Origin of the sequence: Formosa sp. Hel1_33_131 (assembly GCF_001735745.1) — a bacterium.
In the GTDB taxonomy this organism is placed as follows: Bacteria; Bacteroidota; Bacteroidia; order Flavobacteriales; family Flavobacteriaceae; genus Hel1-33-131.
Window position 1 is genome coordinate 2,669,375 of sequence record NZ_CP017260.1, and the last position, 22,706, is coordinate 2,692,080.

The 22,706-nt window shown below is 35.0% G+C and carries 24 protein-coding genes; 13 read left to right on the plus strand and 11 right to left on the minus strand.

Features of this window, described 5'->3' with window-relative positions; genetic code table 11:
- Window positions 1-48: 48 nt before the first annotated feature.
- Both FORMB_RS12450 and FORMB_RS12455 read right to left on the minus strand, forming a co-directional pair.
- Entirely contained in the window at window positions 49-420 is a 372-nt protein-coding gene (locus tag FORMB_RS12450) for a lipocalin family protein (protein ID WP_069677776.1), read from the minus strand.
- Between the two features lie 176 nt (window positions 421-596).
- Window positions 597-1,961 (minus strand): Omp28-related outer membrane protein, encoded by a 1,365-nt coding sequence (locus FORMB_RS12455; RefSeq protein WP_069677777.1) that lies wholly within the window; start codon window positions 1,959-1,961, stop codon window positions 597-599.
- A gap of 287 nt (window positions 1,962-2,248) precedes the next feature.
- Between FORMB_RS12455 and fabG the strand changes: the two genes are divergently transcribed.
- The 13 genes from fabG to FORMB_RS12520 all read left to right on the plus strand — a co-directional run bounded on the left by fabG (window position 2,249) and on the right by FORMB_RS12520 (window position 14,622).
- Window positions 2,249-2,995, plus strand: coding sequence for a 3-oxoacyl-[acyl-carrier-protein] reductase (fabG, locus tag FORMB_RS12460; protein ID WP_069677778.1), 747 nt, complete (start codon window positions 2,249-2,251; stop codon window positions 2,993-2,995).
- A 36-nt stretch (window positions 2,996-3,031) separates the two neighbouring features.
- Complete coding sequence (locus tag FORMB_RS12465; protein ID WP_069677779.1) at window positions 3,032-5,062, plus strand: hypothetical protein; 2,031 nt, start codon at window positions 3,032-3,034, stop codon at window positions 5,060-5,062.
- A gap of 17 nt (window positions 5,063-5,079) precedes the next feature.
- Window positions 5,080-5,892 carry a prohibitin family protein gene (locus tag FORMB_RS12470; protein WP_069677780.1) on the plus strand — a complete coding sequence of 271 codons (813 nt, stop codon included), beginning with the start codon at window positions 5,080-5,082 and terminating at the stop codon, window positions 5,890-5,892.
- A 258-nt stretch (window positions 5,893-6,150) separates the two neighbouring features.
- Complete coding sequence (gene hisG / locus FORMB_RS12475) at window positions 6,151-7,008, plus strand: ATP phosphoribosyltransferase (RefSeq protein ID WP_069677781.1); 858 nt, start codon at window positions 6,151-6,153, stop codon at window positions 7,006-7,008.
- Window positions 7,008-8,306 carry a histidinol dehydrogenase gene (gene hisD / locus FORMB_RS12480; protein WP_069677976.1) on the plus strand — a complete coding sequence of 433 codons (1,299 nt, stop codon included), beginning with the start codon at window positions 7,008-7,010 and terminating at the stop codon, window positions 8,304-8,306. Before hisG ends, hisD begins: the two co-directional genes overlap by 1 nt.
- The gene (hisC, locus tag FORMB_RS12485; protein ID WP_069677782.1) at window positions 8,293-9,330 is read left to right on the plus strand and encodes a histidinol-phosphate transaminase; all 1,038 of its coding nucleotides are present in this window, start codon (window positions 8,293-8,295) and stop codon (window positions 9,328-9,330) included. The genes hisD and hisC overlap by 14 nt, the downstream gene beginning before the upstream one ends.
- Window positions 9,327-10,463 (plus strand): bifunctional histidinol-phosphatase/imidazoleglycerol-phosphate dehydratase HisB, encoded by a 1,137-nt coding sequence (hisB, locus tag FORMB_RS12490; protein ID WP_069677783.1) that lies wholly within the window; start codon window positions 9,327-9,329, stop codon window positions 10,461-10,463. The genes hisC and hisB overlap by 4 nt, the downstream gene beginning before the upstream one ends.
- On the plus strand, window positions 10,464-11,045 hold the full coding sequence (gene hisH, locus FORMB_RS12495; protein ID WP_069677784.1) for an imidazole glycerol phosphate synthase subunit HisH: 582 nt from the start codon (window positions 10,464-10,466) through the stop codon (window positions 11,043-11,045). It abuts the gene before it with no gap.
- A gap of 1 nt (window position 11,046) precedes the next feature.
- Window positions 11,047-11,775 carry a 1-(5-phosphoribosyl)-5-[(5-phosphoribosylamino)methylideneamino]imidazole-4-carboxamide isomerase gene (gene hisA, locus FORMB_RS12500; protein WP_069677785.1) on the plus strand — a complete coding sequence of 243 codons (729 nt, stop codon included), beginning with the start codon at window positions 11,047-11,049 and terminating at the stop codon, window positions 11,773-11,775.
- A 2-nt stretch (window positions 11,776-11,777) separates the two neighbouring features.
- A complete protein-coding gene (gene hisF, locus FORMB_RS12505) occupies window positions 11,778-12,533 on the plus strand; it encodes an imidazole glycerol phosphate synthase subunit HisF (protein WP_069677786.1) in 756 nt (251 codons plus the stop codon).
- The gene (hisIE, locus tag FORMB_RS12510) at window positions 12,533-13,123 is read left to right on the plus strand and encodes a bifunctional phosphoribosyl-AMP cyclohydrolase/phosphoribosyl-ATP diphosphatase HisIE (protein WP_069677787.1); all 591 of its coding nucleotides are present in this window, start codon (window positions 12,533-12,535) and stop codon (window positions 13,121-13,123) included. The genes hisF and hisIE overlap by 1 nt, the downstream gene beginning before the upstream one ends.
- Before the next feature lie 36 nt (window positions 13,124-13,159).
- Window positions 13,160-13,942 (plus strand): pseudouridine synthase, encoded by a 783-nt coding sequence (locus FORMB_RS12515; RefSeq protein ID WP_069677788.1) that lies wholly within the window; start codon window positions 13,160-13,162, stop codon window positions 13,940-13,942.
- Between the two features lie 11 nt (window positions 13,943-13,953).
- Window positions 13,954-14,622, plus strand: a complete 669-nt coding sequence (locus FORMB_RS12520; RefSeq protein WP_069677789.1) for a DUF2461 domain-containing protein — start codon at window positions 13,954-13,956, stop codon at window positions 14,620-14,622.
- On the opposite strand, the gene FORMB_RS12525 is transcribed toward FORMB_RS12520, so the two are convergent.
- The 9 genes from FORMB_RS12525 to FORMB_RS12565 form a co-directional block, all read right to left on the minus strand.
- Complete coding sequence (locus FORMB_RS12525; protein ID WP_069677790.1) at window positions 14,612-15,022, minus strand: glyoxalase; 411 nt, start codon at window positions 15,020-15,022, stop codon at window positions 14,612-14,614. The genes FORMB_RS12520 and FORMB_RS12525 overlap by 11 nt on opposite strands.
- A gap of 3 nt (window positions 15,023-15,025) precedes the next feature.
- Window positions 15,026-16,270 (minus strand): mechanosensitive ion channel family protein, encoded by a 1,245-nt coding sequence (locus FORMB_RS12530; protein WP_069677791.1) that lies wholly within the window; start codon window positions 16,268-16,270, stop codon window positions 15,026-15,028.
- Entirely contained in the window at window positions 16,267-16,551 is a 285-nt protein-coding gene (locus tag FORMB_RS12535; protein ID WP_069677792.1) for a DUF3817 domain-containing protein, read from the minus strand. The genes FORMB_RS12530 and FORMB_RS12535 overlap by 4 nt, the downstream gene beginning before the upstream one ends.
- 862 nt (window positions 16,552-17,413) lie before the next feature.
- Entirely contained in the window at window positions 17,414-17,827 is a 414-nt protein-coding gene (locus FORMB_RS12540; RefSeq protein WP_069677793.1) for a VOC family protein, read from the minus strand.
- A 56-nt stretch (window positions 17,828-17,883) separates the two neighbouring features.
- Window positions 17,884-18,297 (minus strand): NUDIX hydrolase, encoded by a 414-nt coding sequence (locus FORMB_RS12545; protein WP_069677794.1) that lies wholly within the window; start codon window positions 18,295-18,297, stop codon window positions 17,884-17,886.
- Window positions 18,298-18,312: 15 nt separating this feature from the next.
- A complete protein-coding gene (locus FORMB_RS12550) occupies window positions 18,313-18,603 on the minus strand; it encodes a hypothetical protein (protein WP_069677795.1) in 291 nt (96 codons plus the stop codon).
- A gap of 10 nt (window positions 18,604-18,613) precedes the next feature.
- Complete coding sequence (locus FORMB_RS12555) at window positions 18,614-19,588, minus strand: deoxyhypusine synthase family protein (protein ID WP_069677796.1); 975 nt, start codon at window positions 19,586-19,588, stop codon at window positions 18,614-18,616.
- Window positions 19,578-20,516, minus strand: a complete 939-nt coding sequence (speB, locus tag FORMB_RS12560; protein ID WP_069677797.1) for an agmatinase — start codon at window positions 20,514-20,516, stop codon at window positions 19,578-19,580. Before speB ends, FORMB_RS12555 begins: the two co-directional genes overlap by 11 nt.
- Before the next feature lie 3 nt (window positions 20,517-20,519).
- On the minus strand, window positions 20,520-21,980 hold the full coding sequence (locus FORMB_RS12565) for an arginine decarboxylase (protein ID WP_083243962.1): 1,461 nt from the start codon (window positions 21,978-21,980) through the stop codon (window positions 20,520-20,522).
- Window positions 21,981-22,706 lie beyond the last annotated feature (726 nt).

A 22,706-nucleotide genomic window follows, 5' to 3' on the forward strand; every position in this document is an offset into this window, starting at 1 on the left:
CTAGTTTGCGACCACTAAACAAAGTTTAGCATAGCAAAACACTGCGTATCACACCTTTTTAAAGGATAAAATAATTTCTTCCTCCTCCTCGGTATCTAATACATGTAATTCATCTGCAGAAATTTCTAAGATTTTAAAATGAATTTCACCACTTTTGGTTGATAAAAAAATATTCAATGTTTCACCAGACAACTCCCAAGTTCCCTCATCTGTGGTCTCGTCAAGAGTGGTCTTAAACGTTTTATCCTCTAAATATTCGTGATAGAAATCATCGGTTTCGACAGCTTCGTAAGTGGTCAATACGGTGCCGTCAATTGTAAGTGTGAGCAATTGCCACTTTCCGATTAAATCTTCTTTGGTTGTTTGTGAGAATGAAATTGTAATAGTAAATAGGCAAATAAAAAGGGCTAATTTTTTCATGGGTTTTAATGTTTTTTAAGTAGGTTTATTCTCAAATATACAATTATAAATAATTTCACACAGTTAATTTATATAAATATAATGCCTTAACTATTTACAAATAAGTCCTTAAACAAAAAAGCCACTCTAAGAGCGGCTTCTTTATGTTTACTATTATTAGATTTTAATTAGACTATTTAATCAAAAGCTTGCGTTTCTCCAACATGCACTTCTTGTACATTATAAATATCGTAGTGTGGTGAATCTGTATGGGTTTCATCAAAGTAATCCACAAAAGTTTTAGTATAAGTGTTTCTTACAAATGCAATCACTTTTAAATTAGCGACATCATCTACATTAGATGGCAAGTCGAGTCCTGTAAGGGTGCGTGTCAAAACACCTCCAGCCATGGTATTAGAAGCGTCAATAGCATCTCCTAATTGATCGGTGTAAACTTCTCTTAAAACATCTCTGTGCACATAGTTAGCGCCCTGAGAAGAGCCTGCTTGCGCTGTAGAGGTTGTAACATTATCTTCTAATAAATAAATCATTAATCGTACAGCTTCATTTGCTGCTGTGTTAAATCCAACTTTAACTTCTAAATCGAGTTTACCACCGACAAGAGCTGCGTCAACAGCTAAACCAACGGTCGCAGTTTCTGCTAGTTCGGTGTTCACTTGTGACATGCTGTTATAATTCCATCGCGTATCTGGACCGTTCACATAAACCGTTGGAAAACCAGTCACGTTATAGTAACCAGACCAGAAAGCAGTTTCTGGAATGGTCATTGGCTCACTACCGCCACCACCGGCATGATAACCGACTCCAAATATGTTTGAATTTCCACTCATCGCATTTGCAATAGCGGAGCCCGCAGGTGGACATTGTGGACACCATGTCCCTGTGAAATCTTCTAAAAGTGCTTTCTTAGTAAAAGTTGTAGGAGCTCCAGAAGCTGTAAATGACGAGGTGTCACTAGGGCTAGAAGCAGATACCACATTGATAGTTATTGTATTGGAAGTTAAACCTTCGTAAGTAGCTTCAAAATTATAAGTGCCATCAGCAGTAAATGGATAGGGATTGGCTGTAGTAACCGTTCCGTTCACAGTCACTTCAGCTTCCGTTGTGACCGTATTATTGAAGTTATCTGTAACAACAAATATGGCAGAGTCTCCATTGTTATAATTATCTTGATCAAAACTTAATTCAATACTCGTTGGAGGAATATCAGTCACAGTTATTGTAAGCGTGTTCGATGTTAAATCTTCGTACGTAGCAACCACTTGGTAAGTTCCTTCTAAGTTAAACGAAAAAGGGTTTGAAACAGAAAGGTTATCTACTTTTAAAGAAGATAAACTTGTTAAGTCAGTAGAGTTGTTGCCTGTTACGATGAACGCTACTTGAGCACTTGTGTTGACTGTATTAGAAGCTGTTGACAATGTTATTGATGTTACTGCTTCGTTGTCAGACCCAGAACCAGATCCTGTAGGTTCATTACTGTCAGAGCAACTTGTGATTAAAAATCCAAGAAGGATAAATTTAAAAAGATTCAATGTTTTCATAAGTTTTGTTTAATTAATTATCAAAACAAATAAACAAAATAATAATCATAACTCGTAATTTTTTAGCTATATAATGACATCTGTTTAAATTGAAAAAATATAATTATGCACTCTAATTCAATTTTAATACTTGAAATAAACACTAATTATCAGCTCAGTTTGACGATCTGATTTATTAATAGCATTCACAAATTATTTTTAAAGGAATTTTATTTGAAAGCATTTTACTATCTTTGATATGAATAATATTTACAGATATTATATATAAATTTTTTAGAAGGAACTATATGAAACTATTAGAAGGAAAAACAGCCATCATCACAGGCGCAAGTCGTGGTATTGGAAAAGGAATTGCAACCGTTTTTGCTCAGCATGGCGCAAATGTTGCGTTTACATACAGTGCATCTGTTGAAGCTGCCAATGCTTTAGAGACAGAATTGCAAGTTTTTGGAACGACCGTTAAAGGATACCAAAGCAACGCCGCAAATTTTAACGATGCTCAACAATTAGCAGAAGACGTGCTCGCTGATTTTGGAGGGATTGATATTCTCATAAACAACGCCGGGATTACAAAAGACAATTTACTCATGCGAATGGGTGAAGACGATTTTGATAAAGTGATTGAAGTCAACCTAAAGTCTGTTTTTAACATGACTAAAGCGGTACAACGCACGATGTTAAAGCAACGTAAAGGATCTATTATAAACATGAGTTCAGTTGTAGGCGTGAAAGGAAATGCGGGGCAAACCAACTATGCGGCATCTAAAGCAGGTATTATAGGCTTTTCAAAATCTGTTGCTTTAGAGCTTGGATCAAGAAACATTAGAAGCAATGTGATTGCACCAGGGTTTATTGAAACGGAAATGACGGCTAAATTAGACGAAGCAACCGTAGCAGGATGGCGTGCTGGAATTCCTTTAAAACGAGGCGGTTCTCCTGAGGATATTGCCAATGCATGCGTATTTCTCGCCAGTGATTTATCAAGTTACATCACTGGACAAACGATCAATGTCGATGGTGGCATGCTCACTTAAATCTTATATAAGTAGTTGTTCACAGCTCATTTAATTATGCCCACACAAACAATTTTATACATTATTGGATCTGGAATTTTAGCGCTGTTCATAGCGCTTTTTCAGTATGTGTATAAAACCAAGCGTCATCGGCTTCATTGGGGTTTAGCAGGAGTGAGGTTCATTTCGGTTTTTTCATTATTACTTCTTGTCATTAACCCAAAGTTTGAAACAAAAGAAAGTAAAATAATTAAACCTGTACTTGCAGTTATGGTTGATAATTCTCAATCTGTCAATTACTTAAATAAAGACAGTATTTCTTCTGAGGCGGTTCAAACCCTCTTGAGAAATACTGAAATTACTTCTAAATACGATGTTAAAGTATATCCGTTTGGAACACAGATTAATCAAAATTCAACACTCACTTTTGAGGATACACAAACAAACATTACAAAGAGCCTCCAAGACATTGAGTCTCTGTATGATTCTCAATTTGCGCCCGTTGTTTTAATTTCCGATGGGAATCAAACTATTGGTGACGCTTATGAATTTGCTTCTAAACAGTTTGAACAAGTTGTGTTTCCTCTTATATTGGGGGACAGTATTTACCATACGGATTTGAAAATTCAACAAATTAACGTCAATAAATACACCTATCTGAATAATAAATTCCCTGTTGAAATTATCGCTTCTTACACTGGAAACACTGCTGTGCAGTCAGAACTAAGAATTGAATCTCGCGGGCGGATTATTCATAAAGAACGTGTACAGTTCTCAGCCACAAATAATTCAATTATCCTCACACCTAAGATTGTATCTACTAAGGTAGGGTTACAGCGGTATCAGGTCAGTTTGTCTCCTGTTGAAAACGAAAAAAATACGGTCAACAATAAAAAATCCTTTGCAATAGAAACGATTGACGAATACACGAATATTGCGTTAGTAACCTCTTTATCCCATCCCGATTTAGGCGCTTTAAAAGCTGCAATTGAAACCAACAAACAGCGACTTGTTAAAATCTGTTCTCCAATAGAGTATTTAGAAACGAATGACAACTATGGTCTAGCAATTTTATACCAACCCAATCAAAGTTTTAAAGCCGTTTTTGACCTCATTGAAAAAAGAAAGTTAAATACCTTTATCATAGGAGGGAGCCAAACACAATGGGCATTTTTAAATGCAATACAATCAGACTTCAAACAAGAGGTTACAGGTCAATATGAAAATTATCAAGGAGTTGTCAATCCAAATTTTAATAATTTTTCCGTAGATGATTTTATGTTTAATACCTATCCGCCCTTAACCGCTGAATTTGGAAGCATCGCACTAAATGTTTCTCACGAAACTTTGTTGTTCAAATCGATTAATGGTTCACCTACACAAGAACCTTTGTGGTTTACTTTCGAAAACAATTCTCAAAGAACAGCTGTACTCTTAGCTGAAAACCTGTGGAAATGGCGCATGCATTCCTTCCGTGAAGATCAAAATTTTAAATCATTTGATTCGTTTATGGCGAAACTGATTCAGTATTTAAACATCAAAAACCAAAATACACGACTGCTTGTCAACTATGAATCTATTTATGATGGGAGTCAACCCTTAGAAATATCAGCACAATTTTTTAATAAAAATTATGAGCCAAACCGCAATGCACAGTTAGTCATCAAGCTTAAAAACAAAGCTACAGGGCAACAATTAGAGTATCCAATGATTGCGGTTCAAAACAGTTACAACATAAATCTAAACGCTTTAGAGCCTGGGAATTATTCTTTTGAGGTGCGTGCCAACGGCGGTACACATCGTTCGTTTGGAGAAATTGAAATTTTAGATTTTAACATCGAACAACAATTTATAAATGCCAATGTTCAGAAACTCGAACAACTTGCCATTCACACAGATGGGGCAGCCTTTTTTGATACTCAAATCGACGGATTAATGTCTGAATTAATTTCTGACAATCGTTTTTTAAGTATTCAGAAATTCACTAAAAAAACAGTACCTTTGATCGGTATAAAATTCTGGTTGTTATTACTTTTATCAAGTCTAGCAATCGAATGGTTCATAAGAAAATACAACGGACTTATTTAATAATTTAAAACAAAAAAATGCAAAAATTTCCTAAAATCGGACTCCCAGTTATCTTTATAATTGGTGCTATTATTCTTTTAATATCAAAATCTGCCGTGACGATCGGCCCTGGTGAAGGAGGCGTGTTATTTGAGCGTTTCGGAGATGGAATCCAAACGGACAAAACGTATGGTGAAGGCTTTCAAATTGTAGCGCCTTGGAACAGTATGTTAATCCATAAAGTAAGACAACAATCCATCTCTGATGAAATGAACGTTTTATCTGTAAACGGATTGGAAGTTAAAGTAAACGGAACGATATGGTATGAGCCAGAATTCGAAAACCTTGGAAGCCTTATCAAAACAAAAGGTGAGGATTATGAGAATGAACTTTTAGGCCCTGCGGTCAATGCAGCAGCAAGAAGTGTTGTAGGTCGTTATACGCCAGAACAATTGTATTCTAGTAAGCGTGATGTCATCGAACAAGAAATTCTTGATGAAGTCGTAAACTTATTAGACGGTCAATTTTTAAATGTGAAGCGTGTTTTAGTAGAAGATGTAAAACTTCCAAACACCATCAAAAATGCGATTGAGAGTAAATTAAAGCAAGAGCAAGAATCTTTAGAATATGAATTTAGATTAGTGACTGCAGATAAAGAGGCTCAAAAAGTACGTATTGAAGCGCAAGGTAAAGCGGATGCAAACAAAATTTTAAGTGCATCTCTAAACGATCGCATCTTACAAGATAAAGGAATTGAAGCGACTGTAAAGTTGTCTGAATCTCCAAACAGTAAAGTGATTGTCATTGGCTCTGGAAAAAATGGATTGCCAATTATTTTAGGGAATCAGTAAATTTTAATTAATAGCTAGTTTTGTACTCGCTATTTTTATCAAATCAATAATTCTTAAAAATAAGTTAGGTTTATACTTTTTATTTTTTGAATATTTGTTTTCAAAATAATTACAATGAATTCATATTTAGTTATCCATCATCATCATATTTTAACTGGCCATCAAGCGAGGTAAAGTTGTGTAGGATACTATTTAAACTATATACGGACCCGTTTGAGCAATCAAGCGGGTCTTTTTTTTTTACTAAATTAATAAAGAATGAATACTTTAAAAATTGCAGTGCAAAAGTCAGGACGTCTCAAAGACGATTCTATGAAACTTTTGAAAGATATTGGAATCTCTATCGATAATGGAAAAGACCAACTCAAAGCCACGGCGACAAATTTCCCAGTCGAAGTTTTTTACCTGCGGAATGGCGATATTCCTCAATACTTAAAAGATGGGGTTGTAGATGCCGCTATTATTGGAAACAATGTTCTTGTCGAAAAAGGAAACTCCATAGAATATATTTCGAAGTTAGGATTTTCAAAATGCAGAGTTTCAATTGCCGTTCCCAAAAACATGGAATACAAATCACTCGAAGATTTGAACGGCAAACAAATTGCCACCTCTTATCCCAATACCGTCAATGCCTTTTTAGAAAAAAACAATATTAGAGCGAGCATCCATGTCATTAATGGCTCTGTTGAAATTGCACCCAATATCGGACTGGCAGAAGCCATCGTTGATATCGTCTCTACAGGAGGCACCTTGTTTAAAAACAATTTGGTTGAGAAAGAAGTGATTCTGAAATCAGAAGCCGTTTTGGCAGTCTCTCCAACAATTTCAGCGCCTCAAAAAGCGATTTTAGATAAAATAAAATTTCGTATCGAAGCAGTGCTTAAGGGACAGTCCTCAAAGTATGTATTGCTCAATGCACCAAATGATAGTTTGGAAGCCATTATCAATCTCTTACCGGGAATGAAAAGTCCAACCGTACTTCCATTAGCAGAATCGGGGTGGAGCTCCGTGCACAGTGTGATTGATAAGAACCAATTTTGGGACATTATAGACGATTTAAAAGCCTTAGGTGCGCAAGGCATCCTTATATGTCCAATCGAAAAAATGGTACTTTAATGGAGACTCTTATTAAATATCCTGCTCGATCCACTTGGGAAACCGTCCTGCAACGTCCCACACAATCTGTGGAAGCCATTGAAGCCATTGTAAATGAGGTCTTTTTAGCAGTCAAACAAGAAGGTGATACGGCGATTGCCCAGTACACAAAACGATTTGATAAGGTGGATTTAAAATCTCTATTTGTTACACAAGAAGAAGTTGAAACCGCATCAAATTTAGTTTCAGAAGATTTAAAAGCTGCCATTCAACAAGCCAAGTCTAATATTGAAGTCTTTCACAACGCCCAAAAAACAGCGAAGGTGGATGTAGAAACACAACCAGGCGTTCGTTGTTGGCAAGAAAAACGCCCGATAGAAACCGTAGGTTTGTACATTCCTGGTGGGACAGCGCCCTTGTTTTCAACAGTATTGATGCTTGCCGTTCCAGCAACCATTGCGGGCTGTAAAAATAGTATTCTATGTACCCCTCCAAATTCAGAAGGAGCGATTGCCAATGAAATCCTTTATACAGCAGCTTTGTGTGGAATTACAACAATTATCAAAGTAGGAGGGATTCAAGCCATTGCAGGATTGACCTTTGGAACTTTGAGTATTCCTAAAGTATCTAAAATATTCGGTCCTGGAAATCAATATGTCACTGTTGCAAAGCAATTGGCTACCAAGTTTGGTGTGGCAATCGATATGCCTGCTGGCCCTAGTGAACTTCTGGTTGTGGCAGATAAAAATGCCAACCCTGCTTTTATCGCTTCGGATTTATTAAGTCAAGCAGAACACGGCGTTGACAGTCAAGTTGTTTTAGTGTCAACTGATGAAAAACTACTTTTAGAAACTGCGAAACAAATTAGCATTCAAACGCAACTTTTAGATCGCAAATCGATTCTAGAAAAAGCCCTTGAAAACAAAAAGTTGATTTTAGTGGACTCCGATCAAGAAGCGGTTGATTTAATTAATTTTTACGGACCTGAACATTATATCATTTGTACAGAAAACAATTCTTTTTTTGTAGAGAATATCATCAATGCAGGTTCTGTGTTTATCGGGAAATACACCCCCGAAAGTGCTGGTGATTATGCCTCTGGAACCAACCACACGCTGCCAACTAATGGCTATGCAAAAGCATACTCAGGCGTGAATTTAGACAGCTTTTTGAAAAACATTAGCTTTCAAGAAATCACCAAAGAAGGCCTAGTAAACATCGGAAACACCATCGAACTTATGGCGGAAGCTGAAGGATTGATGGCACACAAAAATGCGGTCACAATTCGATTAAAATCTATAGAAGATGGATCTAAATAAATTAGTTCGAAAGAATATACAACAGATGAAACCCTATTCGTCTGCGCGCGATGAATATAAAGACTTGCAAACGGATATGGTATTTTTGGATGCCAATGAAAACCCTTTTGACAGTTCTTTAAATCGGTATCCAGATCCACAGCAAACGGCTTTAAAAGCTATCATTTCAAAACAAAAAGAAGTGGCGTCAGATCAAATACTTTTGGGGAATGGCAGCGACGAAGTCTTGGATTTAATTTTCAGAGCGTTTTGTGAACCCAATCAAGACAGTATTCTCACATTGCCTCCGACTTATGGGATGTACGAAGTCTTGGCAAATTTGAATGCCATTGAGAATATACAAGTGCCTTTAAACTCTGATTTTCAAATAGAGGTCGATTCGATTCTAGAACATATAAAACCAACTACTAAACTATTGTTCATCTGTTCGCCGAACAATCCTTCTGGAAACACGGTCGATCGTACCGCAGTTGAACGTCTTTTGAAAGACTTTAAAGGGCTGGTTGTCATAGATGAAGCCTATATCGATTTTACAGAAGAAAGCAGTTGGATCCAATGGCTGAATGTGTATCCAAATTTAATCGTCACACAAACCCTTTCTAAAGCCTATGGGTTGGCGGGGATTCGGTTGGGGATTTGTTATGCCTCCAAAGAAATTATTGCGGTATTAAATAAAATAAAACCCCCGTATAACATCAATACGCTTACGCAGGAAGCAGCATTGAAAGCACTCCATAATAAGGAAGTGGTTTCTGATCAAATTGCTTCCATTATAAACGAACGCAACAGATTAAACAAAGCCTTAGAAACTTATCCCTTTATTAAAAAGCTATACCCTTCAGAAGCAAATTTTATTTTAATCAAAGTAGATGATGCCAACAAACGTTACGATGAATTGATTAAAAATGGGATCGTTGTCAGAAATAGAAGCTCTCAATCGCATTGTGAAAATTGCTTAAGAATCACGGTGGGGACACCTTCTGAAAACACACAATTATTAACCTTATTAAAGACTCTAAAATGAAGCCTGTATTATTTATAGATCGCGATGGAACGATCATCCGCGAACCTGCGGACGAACAAATTGATTCATTTGAGAAATTAGAATTCTACCCTGATGTATTTTCTAATTTAAAAAAAATCTGTCAAGAATTGGATTTTGAAATTGTCATGATTACCAATCAAGATGGTTTGGGAACGGAAATATACCCAGAAAATACATTTTGGCCGGTTCATAATTTCATCCTCGATACCTTTAAAAACGAAGGCATCGTTTTTGAAAAACAATTCATCGATCGTACGTTTGCTAAAGACAATGCACCAACCCGAAAACCGCAAACAGGTTTATTAACGGAGTATTTTACCGAAGCTTACGATTTAGAGAATTCTTATGTAATTGGCGACCGTTTAACAGATGTAGAACTGGCGAAAAACTTAGGGTGTAAAGGCATTTTTATCAACGATGAAACACATTTAGGTGAAAATGAAATCTCCGTCAAACAAGAGGAGCTAACTCCTTTTATCGCCTTAGAAACAAACCGTTGGGACGCCATTTATGAATTCCTTAAAGCGAAGCAACGCGTAGAGTCTATTGTGAGAAACACCAATGAAACGAAGATTGCGATCACTTTAAATTTAGACGGCACAGGACAAAGTCAGATTGATACTGGAATTGCCTTTTTTGACCACATGTTAGACCAAATCGCACGTCATGGACAAATGGATTTAGACATCAAAGTGAAAGGCGATTTAGAAGTTGATGAACATCATACCATCGAAGATACGGCGATTGCACTCGGGAATTTATTTCACACCGCCTTGGGCTCAAAATTAGGTATTGAACGCTATGGCTTTTGCTTGCCAATGGACGATTGTTTGGCACAAGTTGCCATTGATTTTGGAGGTAGAAACTGGTTGGTTTGGGAAGCTGATTTTAAACGTGAATACGTCGGTAAAATGCCTACGGAAATGTTTATGCACTTCTTTAAATCCTTTACGGATGGGGCTAAGTGCAATTTAAACATCAAAGCTGATGGGAGTAATGAACATCACAAAATAGAGGCGATTTTTAAGGCGTTTGCAAAAGCGATCAAAATGTCCGTCAAACGCGATGTGAATAAAATGATTTTACCATCAACCAAAGGAACTTTAGAATAAATGAACGTTATAATAATCGATTACGGAGCAGGAAATATTCAGAGCATTCAATTTGCGTTTCAGCGTTTGGGAGTTCATGCCAAGCTCTCGAATTCAGTAGAGGAAATTCAAAGAGCGGATAAGGTCATTTTTCCAGGGGTTGGCGAAGCCAGTCAGGCAATGGAAATGTTGAAGAAATCAAAGTTAGACCTCTTAATTCCAACTCTCAAACAAGAGGTGTTGGGGATTTGTTTGGGAATGCAATTGTTATGCAATTATTCCGAAGAAGGCGATACCAAAGGGCTCGGGGTTTTTGATGTGAATGTCAAACACTTTTCAAATGCGGTTAAAGTCCCGCATATGGGATGGAACACGATTCAAAACCTCCAATCGGATTTATTGAAAACCATCCCTGAAAACAGCTATATGTACTCTGTACATAGTTATTATGCTGATCTAGGACCGCAAACCATTGCGCGTTCTGTGTATGAACATGAATTTTCAGCGGCTTTGCAATCTGATAATTTTTATGGGGTTCAATTTCATCCTGAAAAAAGCAGTAAAGACGGGACTCAATTATTACAAAACTTTTTAAACTTATAGTATGCGAATTATACCTGCAATAGACCTGATAAACGGGCAATGTGTACGCCTGACCAAAGGCGATTATAGTACTAAAAAAGTCTATAATGAAAACCCTTTAGAGGTTGCTAAAATGTTTGAAGACGTCGGCATCGAACATCTACATGTGGTGGATTTGGATGGTGCCAAAGCACAGCACATCATCAATCATAAAATTTTAGAATCCATCGCGACCAAAACAAATTTAAAGGTTGATTTTGGTGGGGGTTTAAAATCTGACAAAGATTTAAAAATCGCTTTTAATTCTGGCGCACACCAGATCACAGGAGGAAGTATTGCTGTCAAAAATCCATCACAATTTTTAAACTGGTTAGAAACCTATGGTGCTGATAACATTATTTTAGGTGCGGATTGCTTGGATCAAAAAATTGCGATTCAAGGTTGGCAGGTGGAAAGTGACAAAGAAGTCCTCAGTTTTATAAAAGAGTTTGTTTCAAAAGGAATTTCTTATGTGATCTGTACAGATATTTCCAAAGATGGGATGTTACAAGGACCTTCATTTGATTTATACGAAACGATTTTATCCACAGTGAATCCTGTAAAACTCATTGCTTCGGGAGGGATTTCAACTTTTGATGAGTTGCCAAAATTAGCTGATTTAGGCTGTGAAGGTGTCATTATTGGAAAAGCCATTTACGAAGGGAATATCAGTTTAAAACAATTAGAAACCTATCAACTCAATCGATCTTAAGTATGTTAGCCAAACGAATTATTCCATGTTTAGATATCAAAAATGGACGCACGGTCAAAGGAGTTAATTTTTTAAATCTTCGAGACGCTGGCGATCCAGTGGCTTTGGCAAAACAATATGCTGAAAACGGAGCGGATGAATTGGTGTTTTTAGATATTTCAGCAACGCTAGAATCACGCTCTACTACCATAGACATGGTTCGCAATGTGGCGGAACAAATAGACATTCCTTTTACTGTGGGTGGCGGGGTGAGTACCAAAGAAGGTGTTGAATTACTCTTAAAATCTGGGGCCGACAAGGTGGGGGTGAATTCAGCCGCCATCAAACGTCCAGAGCTGATTAACGAACTTTCAAAAGCCTTCGGAAACCAGTGTATTGTGGTGGCTATTGATGCAAAAAAAGTAGATGGTAAATGGTTGGTACATTTGGCAGGTGGAACGATCCCAACAGATTTGGATTTATTTGAATGGGCCAAAGAAGTAGAAACCCGTGGTGCTGGTGAAATCTTATTTACCTCAATGAATAATGACGGCGTTAAAACAGGCTTTGCAAATGAAGCCTTGGCACAACTGTCAGAAACGGTCAATATTCCGATCATTGCTTCTGGAGGTGCAGGAACGATGCAGCATTTTGTGGAGGTTTTTAAAGAAGGAAAAGCAGATGCTGCCTTGGCAGCCAGTGTATTTCATTTCGGTGAAATTGCCATAAACGATTTAAAACAAGAATTACAAACAAATCAAATTAACATACGACTCTAATGGACATCAAGTATAACAGTGACGGATTAATTCCTGCAATCATTCAAGACGCAACAACGAAAACCGTTTTAATGCTCGGCTATATGAATGCGGAAGCGGTTGCAAAGACTTTGGAAACTAATAAGGTGACTTTTTTTAGTCGCAGTAAACAACGCCTGTGGACAAAAGGGGAGGAGAGTGGGAATTTTCTAAGCTTCAAAAGTTTACAGAATGATTGTGATAACGACACATTATTGATCCAAGCAACGCCCCAAGGTTCTACCTGTCACAAAGGAACTGATACTTGTTGGGGCGAATCCAATACAGAATCTTATGGGTTTTTATCGGAACTCGAAACGATCATCACGGAACGGAAAGAGAATGCTTCCTCAGAAACTTCCTATGTCTCTGAGTTGTTTGAAAAAGGTCTTAATAAAATAGCTCAAAAAGTAGGCGAGGAGGCGGTTGAAGTTGTGATTGAAGCCAAAGATGACAACGATGATTTGTTTTTAAATGAGAGTGCTGATTTGTTATTTCATTACTTAATTTTATTGCAAGCAAAAGGGTTCAAACTCGATGCGGTCATTGACGTTCTAAAATCCAGACATTAATTTTGTAACTCTTTATAAAATTACGACCTTGTAAACATGTTGCAAAAGCGTTATTTTTATGTAGTCAAGGTGCAATTTTTAGGGTACCGTTTTCATGGGTGGCAAAAACAGCCGAACACCAAAACAGTGCATCTGATGATCGATCGCACATTGAAGTTCATTCTGGAAGAACAAAAATTCAAAACACTAGGAGCGGGGCGCACCGATGCGATGGTGTCTGCAAGTGAAGCTGCATTTGAATTGTTTTTAGATGGACAACCTTTAGAGGATTTAACAGCGTTTTTAGAACTGTTCAATCAAAATCTTCCACAAGACATTCGCGCTTTAAGTATCAAAGAAGTGGATGCGAAATTTAACATCATTCAGGATTCAAAATTAAAAGAATACCATTATGTGTTTGCGCAGGGTGCAAAATTTCATCCGTTTGCGGCTCCGATTATGACTACCATTTTAGATTCTTTGGATATCGAATTGATGAAAAAAGGGGCACAGCTTTTTGAAGGACAAAACAACTATAAAACCTATTGTTATAAACCCACGAATGAAGGGGTGTATGATCGAGAACTCATCTGTTGTGAGCTTATAGAAAACACCTTATATACGGCCAGTTTTTTTCCAGAGAAAAGTTATGTTTTAAAAGTGATTGGAAAGGGATTTGGGCGTCATCAAATACGATTGATGATGGGGGCTTTGATTAAATTAGGACGTGGCGAGATTGATTTGGAGTATATAAAAAACAGTTTAAAACCCAAGAGTCAAGAGGTGATGGATTATATCGCGCCCGCTTCGGGTTTGATTTTACATAAGATTGAATTTTAAAAATATAAGACATGATCTCTAAAGATGTATTTAGTTTCTTAAAAATATTACAAAAAAACAATAATCGCGATTGGTTTCAAGAACATAAAGCGGCATTTAAAGAAGTTGAAATGGGAGTGAAGCAGTTTTATGCTCAATTATTTGAACAGCTAAATACGGTGGATTCTATTGATACGTTTAAAGTTTTTCGCATCTATAGAGATGTCCGATTTTCAAAAAACAAATTGCCCTACAAAATCCATTTTAGCGGCAGTTTTCATCGAACTAAACCAGAATTAAGAGGTGGGTATTATTTACATCTGGCGCCACAAAACGAGAGTTTTATTGCCACGGGGTTTTGGGATCCGAATAAAGAAGATCTTCTTAGAATCCGGAAAGAGTTTGAAACGGATTCAGAAGAAATTCGTGCGTTGATGGAAGCTCCGAAATTTAAAAGCGTTTGGGGAAGAATGCAAGGAGATGAACTAAAATCAGCTCCGAGAGGGTTTGACAAGTTGGATCCAAACATTGATTTGATCCGAAGGAAGCAATTTATTTTTACTAAAAAATTCACGGATAAAGAAGTGCTTTCAAAGGGTTTTGAACAACAGGTTATTGATGACTTTGAAGTCATTCGACCTTATTTTGACTATATGAGTTCTGTGTTGACTACTAATTTAAATGGGGAATCTACGCTGTAGGTCCCATTTCTGAGAGCAACTGAACATGACTGATAAGGCGTTCTTTAATAATACCCGTCATGCGCTTGTTTAAGGCGGATGCATTGGGGATGTACTGATTGTATTCATCCACGGTAAACAATCCCACAATCATATCTTTTAGACTGTTTCTGAAGGTGCTATCTTTTGCAATGGCGTTTTCTATGTAGTTTACTTTTTTCTCTGTTGACAAGTCAAAAAATACGTTTTTATATTTGTTTGAGAAATTCAAAAAAGCGGCAAGCAATAGATCGTTTTGAAACTTGATAATAGGTCTTAAAACACTGTTTTGAAAGTATTCTTCAGAAGACATTTCTGATTTGATGGTGTTGGATATACGATCCAGACGGATGGCATTTAAACTTGAATCTCTAGACTGCATTGGTTATTTTTTTAAAGAGGTAAACACAGGCGTTTCAGAAATTTCCAAATCAAAATCGTTGACGGATGCAATCATGTGATCAAAAATATCTGCAATGATAAACTCGTAATTTGCCCAGCGTTTATCACTGCTAAATGCATAGATTTCAATCGGTAAACCTTGAGCAGAGGGTTGGAGTTGACGAACCATAATCATCATCTCTTTATTGATCGCAGAATGCTGTTCGATAAAGGTTTCCATATATTTTCTAAAAACCCCAATATTGGTCAGGTTTCTACCGTTGATCAAAAGCGATTTATCAACCGCATGGGTTTCGTTATAAGTATTGATGTCTTTTGAACGATTTAAAATATACTCCGAAATGAGTTGAATTTTAGATATTTTAAGAATATCGGCTTGCGTCAAATTTTTGATACTCTCCATACGAATGTTTAAAGAGCGCTTGATGCGTCTTCCTTTAGATTCGTCCATACCGCGCCAGTTTTTAAACGAATCGGAAATGAGTGCATAAGTGGGGATGGTGGTGATGGTATTATCAAAGTTTTGAACTTTTACGGTGGCTAGGTTGATTTCAATCACATCGCCATCGGCACCAAATTTCTCAAAAGAAATCCAGTCGCCAATTCGAACCATGTCGTTAATGGACACTTGAATACTGGCTACAAACCCTAGTATGGTATCTCTAAATATTAAAATAATAATGGCTGAAATGGTTCCTAATCCCGCAATAAATTCTAAAAATGAAATTCCAGACACTATGGCAACGGTAGCAAACACACCAGTAAGCCATACAAAAATCATAAAAACCTGTATGTAACTGTCAACAGGTTTATCTTTAAGGAAATTAAGGGTTTTTAAATAGATTTTTATGGAGTTGAGAATATTTCTTAAGCCCCAAATGGTGAGTGCAATCCCAACGACTAAAATTGTTTTTTCAATAAATCCTTGTAATTTTTCGAAATCATAAAATAAATTAGGAATGAGTTTGTAGGTAAGTATGAAAGGAACTATTTGCGCAATACTACTCGGAACTCTATTCGCCAACATGATATCATCAAAATCAGTTTTAGATTTGTTAGCGATTTTTGTAAAGGTCGCACGAATAATTTTCTTCAGGATCAGATCAATGATATAGATGAGAATCGTTAATCCTATAAATAAAATCGTAATACTTAGATTTGTAGCAACATTAGCGGGCAAGCCCCAAGAGGTTAATAACTGTACTATTAATTCGATAATATGTTTCATGCTAATTTTCTAAGTTTGTGTTCAACGATAAACGTTCCAAAAGGAACGATGGATGCTAGTGCAATTAAAATAAAATGTTTTTTGAACCATGGATTATCAAATCGGAGGACAATTACAAACGCGATATACGCCATGAATAGAAACCCGTGAGGCATTCCAAGCATTTTAACAAGTGTAACGTCATTGCCAAAATATTTTAACGGCACGCCCACAAATAGTAACAGTATATAGGATAAGCCTTCTAAAAAGGCAATGATTCGAAATATGGTAAGTGTTTTCATTTGTATGGTATATTAATGGTGCAAAATTAATGAAGTTTAAATGAATAGAGGGTATTGGATGTTGAAATTATCTATTTTACATAATATAAATTATAGAACATTTTACAGCAATTAGCGAAATAGCGCTTTTGGGCGATATTTGACATAATTGCAGATATAACGTCTTTAGACTTATATCGATAGTAATTATGTCAAGCTAATTGTGGCTTCGTAGTTGTATTTATTATTGTGTAGCTATAATTAGCCGTTATGTAAAATAGCCGCTACCAAGCGCTCGATTGTTTTATAAAATCAAATTGCTCTGGCAATTTATTTTACACACAATTATCCAACGCTTGCCAACGCCAAAATAAAAGCTAACCTTTTTGCTCCTATTAAAATTCGCGTATTCGAAAAATGTACGTAATAAAAAATTTTAAGCGATTCTCGTAAGCTTGCCACAAGAGCATAAATTTTATGAAATCGAGTTTTTACGAGATTCACAAACTCAATTGAAGTTTTTGCAAATAATTAAATAAGTGAGTAAAAATAAAATTCTATGCACTTGTTATATTTAGTACTTCAATTAATCCTTTTTTTAATGATTCATTATCTTTTGTCTTGAAACAAAAGAAACAAAAATTCAAGGCTGCATAAACTTTTGGAAACAATTTACGGCTCATTCGCTATATTTTAGGAAACATTGTAACTCGTAAAGATTGCTTTAAAATCCCTTGTATAATTGTAACTCTTAAGAAACGGTAGTACTAAACCCCTAAAATATGGACGCTCACTTCACCTTATTGTTTAACCAAAATTTTATGAGGCCAAGTTTAACATGGAGATTCTATTTTACATAATAAAAATCTTTAAGTCTTTGAGATTAAATTTTAAAAACCTCTTGTGGTTGTTTAAAACTTTTAAATTCCAACATATATCCATTTGGGTCTTTAACAAAAAATGACAAATGTTCTCCAGATTTATTTTTTAAAAAAGTTGCTTGTGTTACTAATTCTAAATTCAGTTCATTAAGTTTAGAATACATTCTACCCCATTCTTCTACATTTAGAATAATCCCAAAATGAAAAGTAGGAAGAATTTTTCCCTCGAACACATAATTAGGATTATTGAAATTAAATTTAGCTGCTTGGGTAAATGTTATTTGATGTCCAAATAAGTTAATATCTACCCAGTTATTAGAATGCCTTCCTAAAATTGCACCAACGGTTTCTATATAAAACCTTTTGGTTTCTTCAGCATTTGTGCATGGTAATGATAAGTGAAATAAAGTTTCCATATTAATTTGCTTTAATTGGTTATAAGTAATCTTTATTCAAATAAAAAAATCTTGTATTAATTTACTTGTTTTCTAAACTGGTCAAAATATAATGTTATTGCACTTCGGTCGTCTTTATCCAGGTATTCAAGTGCATCATACCAAGGAACCCACTGCACTTTTTTAAACTTATGAGGTTCTAATACTTCAATATTTTTTATTGAAGTATTTGTTATAAAATAATGCTTATAGATTTCTTTTTTTTTAGTGTTATTATTCTTCCTTGATAGAAAATAAGTCAATTCTTTCTTTTTTAACCGCAACCCTATTTCCTCAAAAGTTTCTCTTATTAAGGATTTAATATCTGTTTCTTTTTTCTTTTTCACACCACCAGCAAGTGAAAACTTTTTCTTCTCACCTATTTTTTCAAGAACAAGAATTTTGTCATTCTTTATGGCAATAAGCCTAGATTTATCAACTTTATCTATCATGATTAATTCTTCAATTTAATCTAAATCCTCTTCATTTAAAGTATCAATATCTACGTTATCATTAGTAGAATCAACATTCAAGTTATCATCTTCTTCATGTTCTTCCATAGCTTGAACTAATCGTTTTCCAACTTTTACTAAATAGACTGTATCTTCGGTTCTTACTTCAACAGCTTCTATGTATTCATTTTGTGCATTTCTAAATGCGATTATATCCTTGTCAGCATATCCATCAGGGTATTTATCCACTAATAGGTTTAAAATGTCTTCATTCAACTTTTGATAATCTACAATTTTACGTATCATTTTTTTAGTGTTACATGCCTAACAAATAGGCAAAGATTAACGGAGCAACAATCGTAGCATCACTCTCTATTATAAATTTTGGTGTGTTAATATCTAATTTCCCCCAAGTTATTTTTTCATTCGGAACTGCTCCAGAATACGAACCATAACTTGTAGTAGAATCACTTATTTGGCAGAAATAACTCCAAAAAGGTGTATCAGTACGCTCCATATCTTGATATAGCATTGGTACTACACAAATTGGAAAATCTCCTGCTATTCCACCTCCTATTTGAAAGAAACCTATACCATTTTTAGAATTATCAGAATACCAATCTGCAAGAAAGGTCATATACTCAATTCCAGATTTCATAGTGCTTGCTTTAAGCTCTCCTTTTAGGACATAACTTGCAAAAATATTTCCCATAGTACTATCTTCCCATCCTGGACAAATTATAGGTAGATTTTTTTCTGCTGCTGCATACATCCATGAGTCTTTTAAATCTATTTCGTAGTATTCTTCTAAGACACCAGACAATAACATTTTGTACATGTACTCATGTGGTAGATAGCGTTCTCCTTTATCTTCTGCTTCTTTCCATATTTTATAAATATGCTGTTGTAATCTTCTAAATGCTTCTTCTTCTGGAATGCAAGTATCTGTAACACGGTTAAGACCTTGTTCTAATAAATCCCATTCTTGCTTGGGTGTTAAATCTCGATAATTAGGAATTCGTTTATAATGAGAATGTGCTACTAAATTCATGATATCCTCTTCTAAATTTGCTCCTGTACACGAGATAATTTGCACCTTATCTTGTCGTATCATTTCAGCAAAAATCTTTCCTATTTCTGCTGTACTCATTGCTCCTGCCAAAGACACTAACATCTTTGAACCTTTATCTAATTGCTCTTCATAAGATTTTGCTGCATCGACAACAGTTGCAGCATTGAAATGCAAATAATATGTTTCTATAAAGTCTGAAATTGCTCCTTTAGTAGTCATCTTCTTCTTTGAATTTTGATAAATTATTAGTTAGTGGTTTATCGTTATAAGCATTGTCATAATCATCTTCTGTTTCATCATTTTGAAACTTATAACTTAACATTTTATAATACAGTTTTGCTGCAAGAAAATCTGAAGATTTATCTATTTCATTAGGGCATAATTCAACAATATCAAAACCAACAACATTTTTTTCTGCAAATACTTGCTTTAGAAAATCCATAGTTTCATACCAAAGCAAACCTCCTGGTTCTGGTGTACCTGTACTTGGTAGTATTGAAGGGTCGAAAGCGTCTAAATCAAATGTTATAAATACATTATCTGTCATTTGGTCGATAGCAGAATCCATCCAAGAATCATCTATTGCCATGTCGTGCGCAAAATAGGTTTTATCCAAATTCATAACAGACTTCTCTTTTATGTCCATAGAACGAATACCAACTTGAATTAAATTGGTGTTCTGACTGGCTTCATAAACTGCACAAGCATGATTACAAGAACTACCATCATAACTTTTTCGTAAATCTGCATGTGCATCTATATGCACCACTGTTAAGCTTGGAAACATCTCATTAAATGCTCTAATTGTTCCAATAGATATAGAATGTTCACCGCCAAAAACAGTTACAAATTTGTTCTTTTTTATATAGCTTTTAGTTTCCTGATGTACAGCATCTACCATAGCTTCTGGTGTAGCATTTACTTTTATAGGTTCAGTCAAGTAAACACCTTGTTTATAAACTTCTGAATTGGTCTCAATATCGTAAAGCTCCATATTTTCAGAAGCTTCTAAAAAGGCTTTTGGTCCTTTGTCTGCACCTTTTTGCCATGTACTTGTTCCATCATATGGGACAGGAATTAATACAATCTTCGAATGCTCTAATTTTGCATATTCTTCTGATATTCCAGCGTAAGTTTTAGTTTCCATTTTTTATTTATCTGCTAATTGTAATTCAGCACTTGTATTTAAATTTTGAATTGTCTGTGTTTCAGGTTTTTTATCATAGCCTAAAATTTCAAGTAATTCTTCGCTTTTTTGTTGTTCTCTAAATAACTGTGTTGTGATATTTCCATGGGCATCTTTATCAATTATGATGTGTTTGGGAGCTGGGATTAAACAGTGTTGTAAACCTCCATAACCTCCAATAGTTTCTTGATAAGCTCCAGTATTAAAAAATCCGATATATAATGGTTTATCTTTATTATATTTTGGTAAATAGATAGCGTTCATGTGTTGCTCACTATTATAATAATCGTCGCTATCACAAGTTAATCCTCCAAGTAAAACACGTTCATAAGAATCATTCCAACGATTTATTGGTAACATAATAAAACGTTTATTTATAGCCCAAGTATCTGGAAGTGTAGTTATAAATGAAGAGTTTATCATATTCCATTTTTCCCTATCGTTTTGTTGCTTTTGATAAAGCACTTCATAAATTGCTCCACCACTTTCTCCAACTGTAAAACTTCCAAACTCTGTAAAAATATTAGGCACATCTACATCTTCTTCTTCGCAAGTAAGTTTAATCTGATTAATGATTTCATCTATGATGTATTCATAATCAAAATCAAAAGCTAATGAGTTTTTAATAGGAAAACCACCTCCAATATTCAAACTGTTTAGCGATGGACAAATCTTTTTTAAACTTGTATATACTTTAAGGCATTTTAAAAGCTCATTCCAATAGTAAGCATTATCTCTAATGCCAGTATTAATAAAGAAATGAAGCATTTTAAGTACTACTTTTGGATTGTCTTTAATTTGTTTGTTATAAAAAGGCATAATGTTTTTATAACCTATTCCTAATCGAGAGGTGTAAAATTCAAATTTGGGTTCTTCTTCTGAAGCAATACGAATTCCGATATTGAAATTGTCCTGAATTTCGTTTGAAAGCAAATCGATTTCTTCATAATTGTCAATAATCGGAATGCAATTTTGATGACCGTTATTGATTAATCGCGCAATATTTGTAACGTATTCTGCGCGTTTAAAACCATTGCTAATAACATAAGTTTTGTTATTTATTTTTCCTTCTTGTTTTAGGGTTTCTACAATATCTATGTCAAAAGCTGAGGACGTTTCAATATGTATATCATTTTTTAAGGCTTCGTTTAAAACATGCCTAAAATGTGAGCTTTTGGTGCAATAGCAATATTGATAATGACCGTTATAATCGTATTTATTTATCGCTTTTTGAAACCAGTGCTTTGCGCGATTTATATTCTCGGAAATTTTAGGTAAGTATGTAAATTTTAAGGGTGTTCCATAGGTTTCAACCAATTTATTTAGGTCTATATCATGGAAACGTAAGTGATCTTTCTCAAGGATGAATTCTTCTTGAGGAAAATCAAAAGTCTGACTGATTAAATCAATATATTTTGTATTCATTATAAATGTGATAAGAAGTTATTAAAACGTGAAAGCAGGAATGCTTTCTTAAAAAGAATTAATAACTTAAAATCAAATCATAATTTGATATTGCATTTTGGGGACAAAACACAATTTATATCGTGTAGATATATTTTTTACTACGGAAGTTAGCTTTAAATTTCGGTTACTTACCCAGTAAGCTTCTTTTGAATATGACTTCCTAATTTTCAAAAGACCGAACTTATAAACATTTTTCAATTTGCTCAGCTAAAAACTCCTATGATTAAAGCTTTAGTATAACAAATTAAACACAAAAATTTAATATTTCATTGTTTTTTATTTTTTTTTATCATTTCCATTCCACACACATTCCACTACTCTCCTACGTCGTTACGTAAAAAGAGTGTTCCATTAACATTGTAGAAGAAACTTTTTAGAATAAATTTTTTTAAGAAACTGAAGTAATAACTTTCGCTTTTAACCAAAGCTCAAGTTACATAACGCAGAACATTATAGAACATTTTACAGCAATTAGCGAAATAGCGCTTTTGGGCGATATTTGACATAATTGCAGATATAACGTCTTTAGACTTATATCGATAGTAATTATGTCAAGCTAATTGTGGCTTCGTAGTTGTATTTATTATTGTGTAGCTATAATTTGCCGTTATGTAAAATAGCCGCTACCAAACGCTCGATTGCTTTATAAAATCAAATTGCTCTGGCAATTTATTTTACACACAA

Coding starts and splice junctions, on each gene's coding strand:
- FORMB_RS12450 (WP_069677776.1), bottom strand. CDS start 420: ATGAAAAAATTAGCCCTTTTTATTTGCCTATTTACTATTACAATTTCA.
- FORMB_RS12455 (WP_069677777.1), bottom strand. CDS start 1,961: ATGAAAACATTGAATCTTTTTAAATTTATCCTTCTTGGATTTTTAATC.
- fabG (WP_069677778.1), top strand. CDS start 2,249: ATGAAACTATTAGAAGGAAAAACAGCCATCATCACAGGCGCAAGTCGT.
- FORMB_RS12465 (WP_069677779.1), top strand. CDS start 3,032: ATGCCCACACAAACAATTTTATACATTATTGGATCTGGAATTTTAGCG.
- FORMB_RS12470 (WP_069677780.1), top strand. CDS start 5,080: ATGCAAAAATTTCCTAAAATCGGACTCCCAGTTATCTTTATAATTGGT.
- hisG (WP_069677781.1), top strand. CDS start 6,151: ATGAATACTTTAAAAATTGCAGTGCAAAAGTCAGGACGTCTCAAAGAC.
- hisD (WP_069677976.1), top strand. CDS start 7,008: ATGGAGACTCTTATTAAATATCCTGCTCGATCCACTTGGGAAACCGTC.
- hisC (WP_069677782.1), top strand. CDS start 8,293: ATGGATCTAAATAAATTAGTTCGAAAGAATATACAACAGATGAAACCC.
- hisB (WP_069677783.1), top strand. CDS start 9,327: ATGAAGCCTGTATTATTTATAGATCGCGATGGAACGATCATCCGCGAA.
- hisH (WP_069677784.1), top strand. CDS start 10,464: ATGAACGTTATAATAATCGATTACGGAGCAGGAAATATTCAGAGCATT.
- hisA (WP_069677785.1), top strand. CDS start 11,047: ATGCGAATTATACCTGCAATAGACCTGATAAACGGGCAATGTGTACGC.
- hisF (WP_069677786.1), top strand. CDS start 11,778: ATGTTAGCCAAACGAATTATTCCATGTTTAGATATCAAAAATGGACGC.
- hisIE (WP_069677787.1), top strand. CDS start 12,533: ATGGACATCAAGTATAACAGTGACGGATTAATTCCTGCAATCATTCAA.
- FORMB_RS12515 (WP_069677788.1), top strand. CDS start 13,160: ATGTTGCAAAAGCGTTATTTTTATGTAGTCAAGGTGCAATTTTTAGGG.
- FORMB_RS12520 (WP_069677789.1), top strand. CDS start 13,954: ATGATCTCTAAAGATGTATTTAGTTTCTTAAAAATATTACAAAAAAAC.
- FORMB_RS12525 (WP_069677790.1), bottom strand. CDS start 15,022: ATGCAGTCTAGAGATTCAAGTTTAAATGCCATCCGTCTGGATCGTATA.
- FORMB_RS12530 (WP_069677791.1), bottom strand. CDS start 16,270: ATGAAACATATTATCGAATTAATAGTACAGTTATTAACCTCTTGGGGC.
- FORMB_RS12535 (WP_069677792.1), bottom strand. CDS start 16,551: ATGAAAACACTTACCATATTTCGAATCATTGCCTTTTTAGAAGGCTTA.
- FORMB_RS12540 (WP_069677793.1), bottom strand. CDS start 17,827: ATGGAAACTTTATTTCACTTATCATTACCATGCACAAATGCTGAAGAA.
- FORMB_RS12545 (WP_069677794.1), bottom strand. CDS start 18,297: ATGATAGATAAAGTTGATAAATCTAGGCTTATTGCCATAAAGAATGAC.
- FORMB_RS12550 (WP_069677795.1), bottom strand. CDS start 18,603: ATGATACGTAAAATTGTAGATTATCAAAAGTTGAATGAAGACATTTTA.
- FORMB_RS12555 (WP_069677796.1), bottom strand. CDS start 19,588: ATGACTACTAAAGGAGCAATTTCAGACTTTATAGAAACATATTATTTG.
- speB (WP_069677797.1), bottom strand. CDS start 20,516: ATGGAAACTAAAACTTACGCTGGAATATCAGAAGAATATGCAAAATTA.
- FORMB_RS12565 (WP_083243962.1), bottom strand. CDS start 21,980: ATGAATACAAAATATATTGATTTAATCAGTCAGACTTTTGATTTTCCT.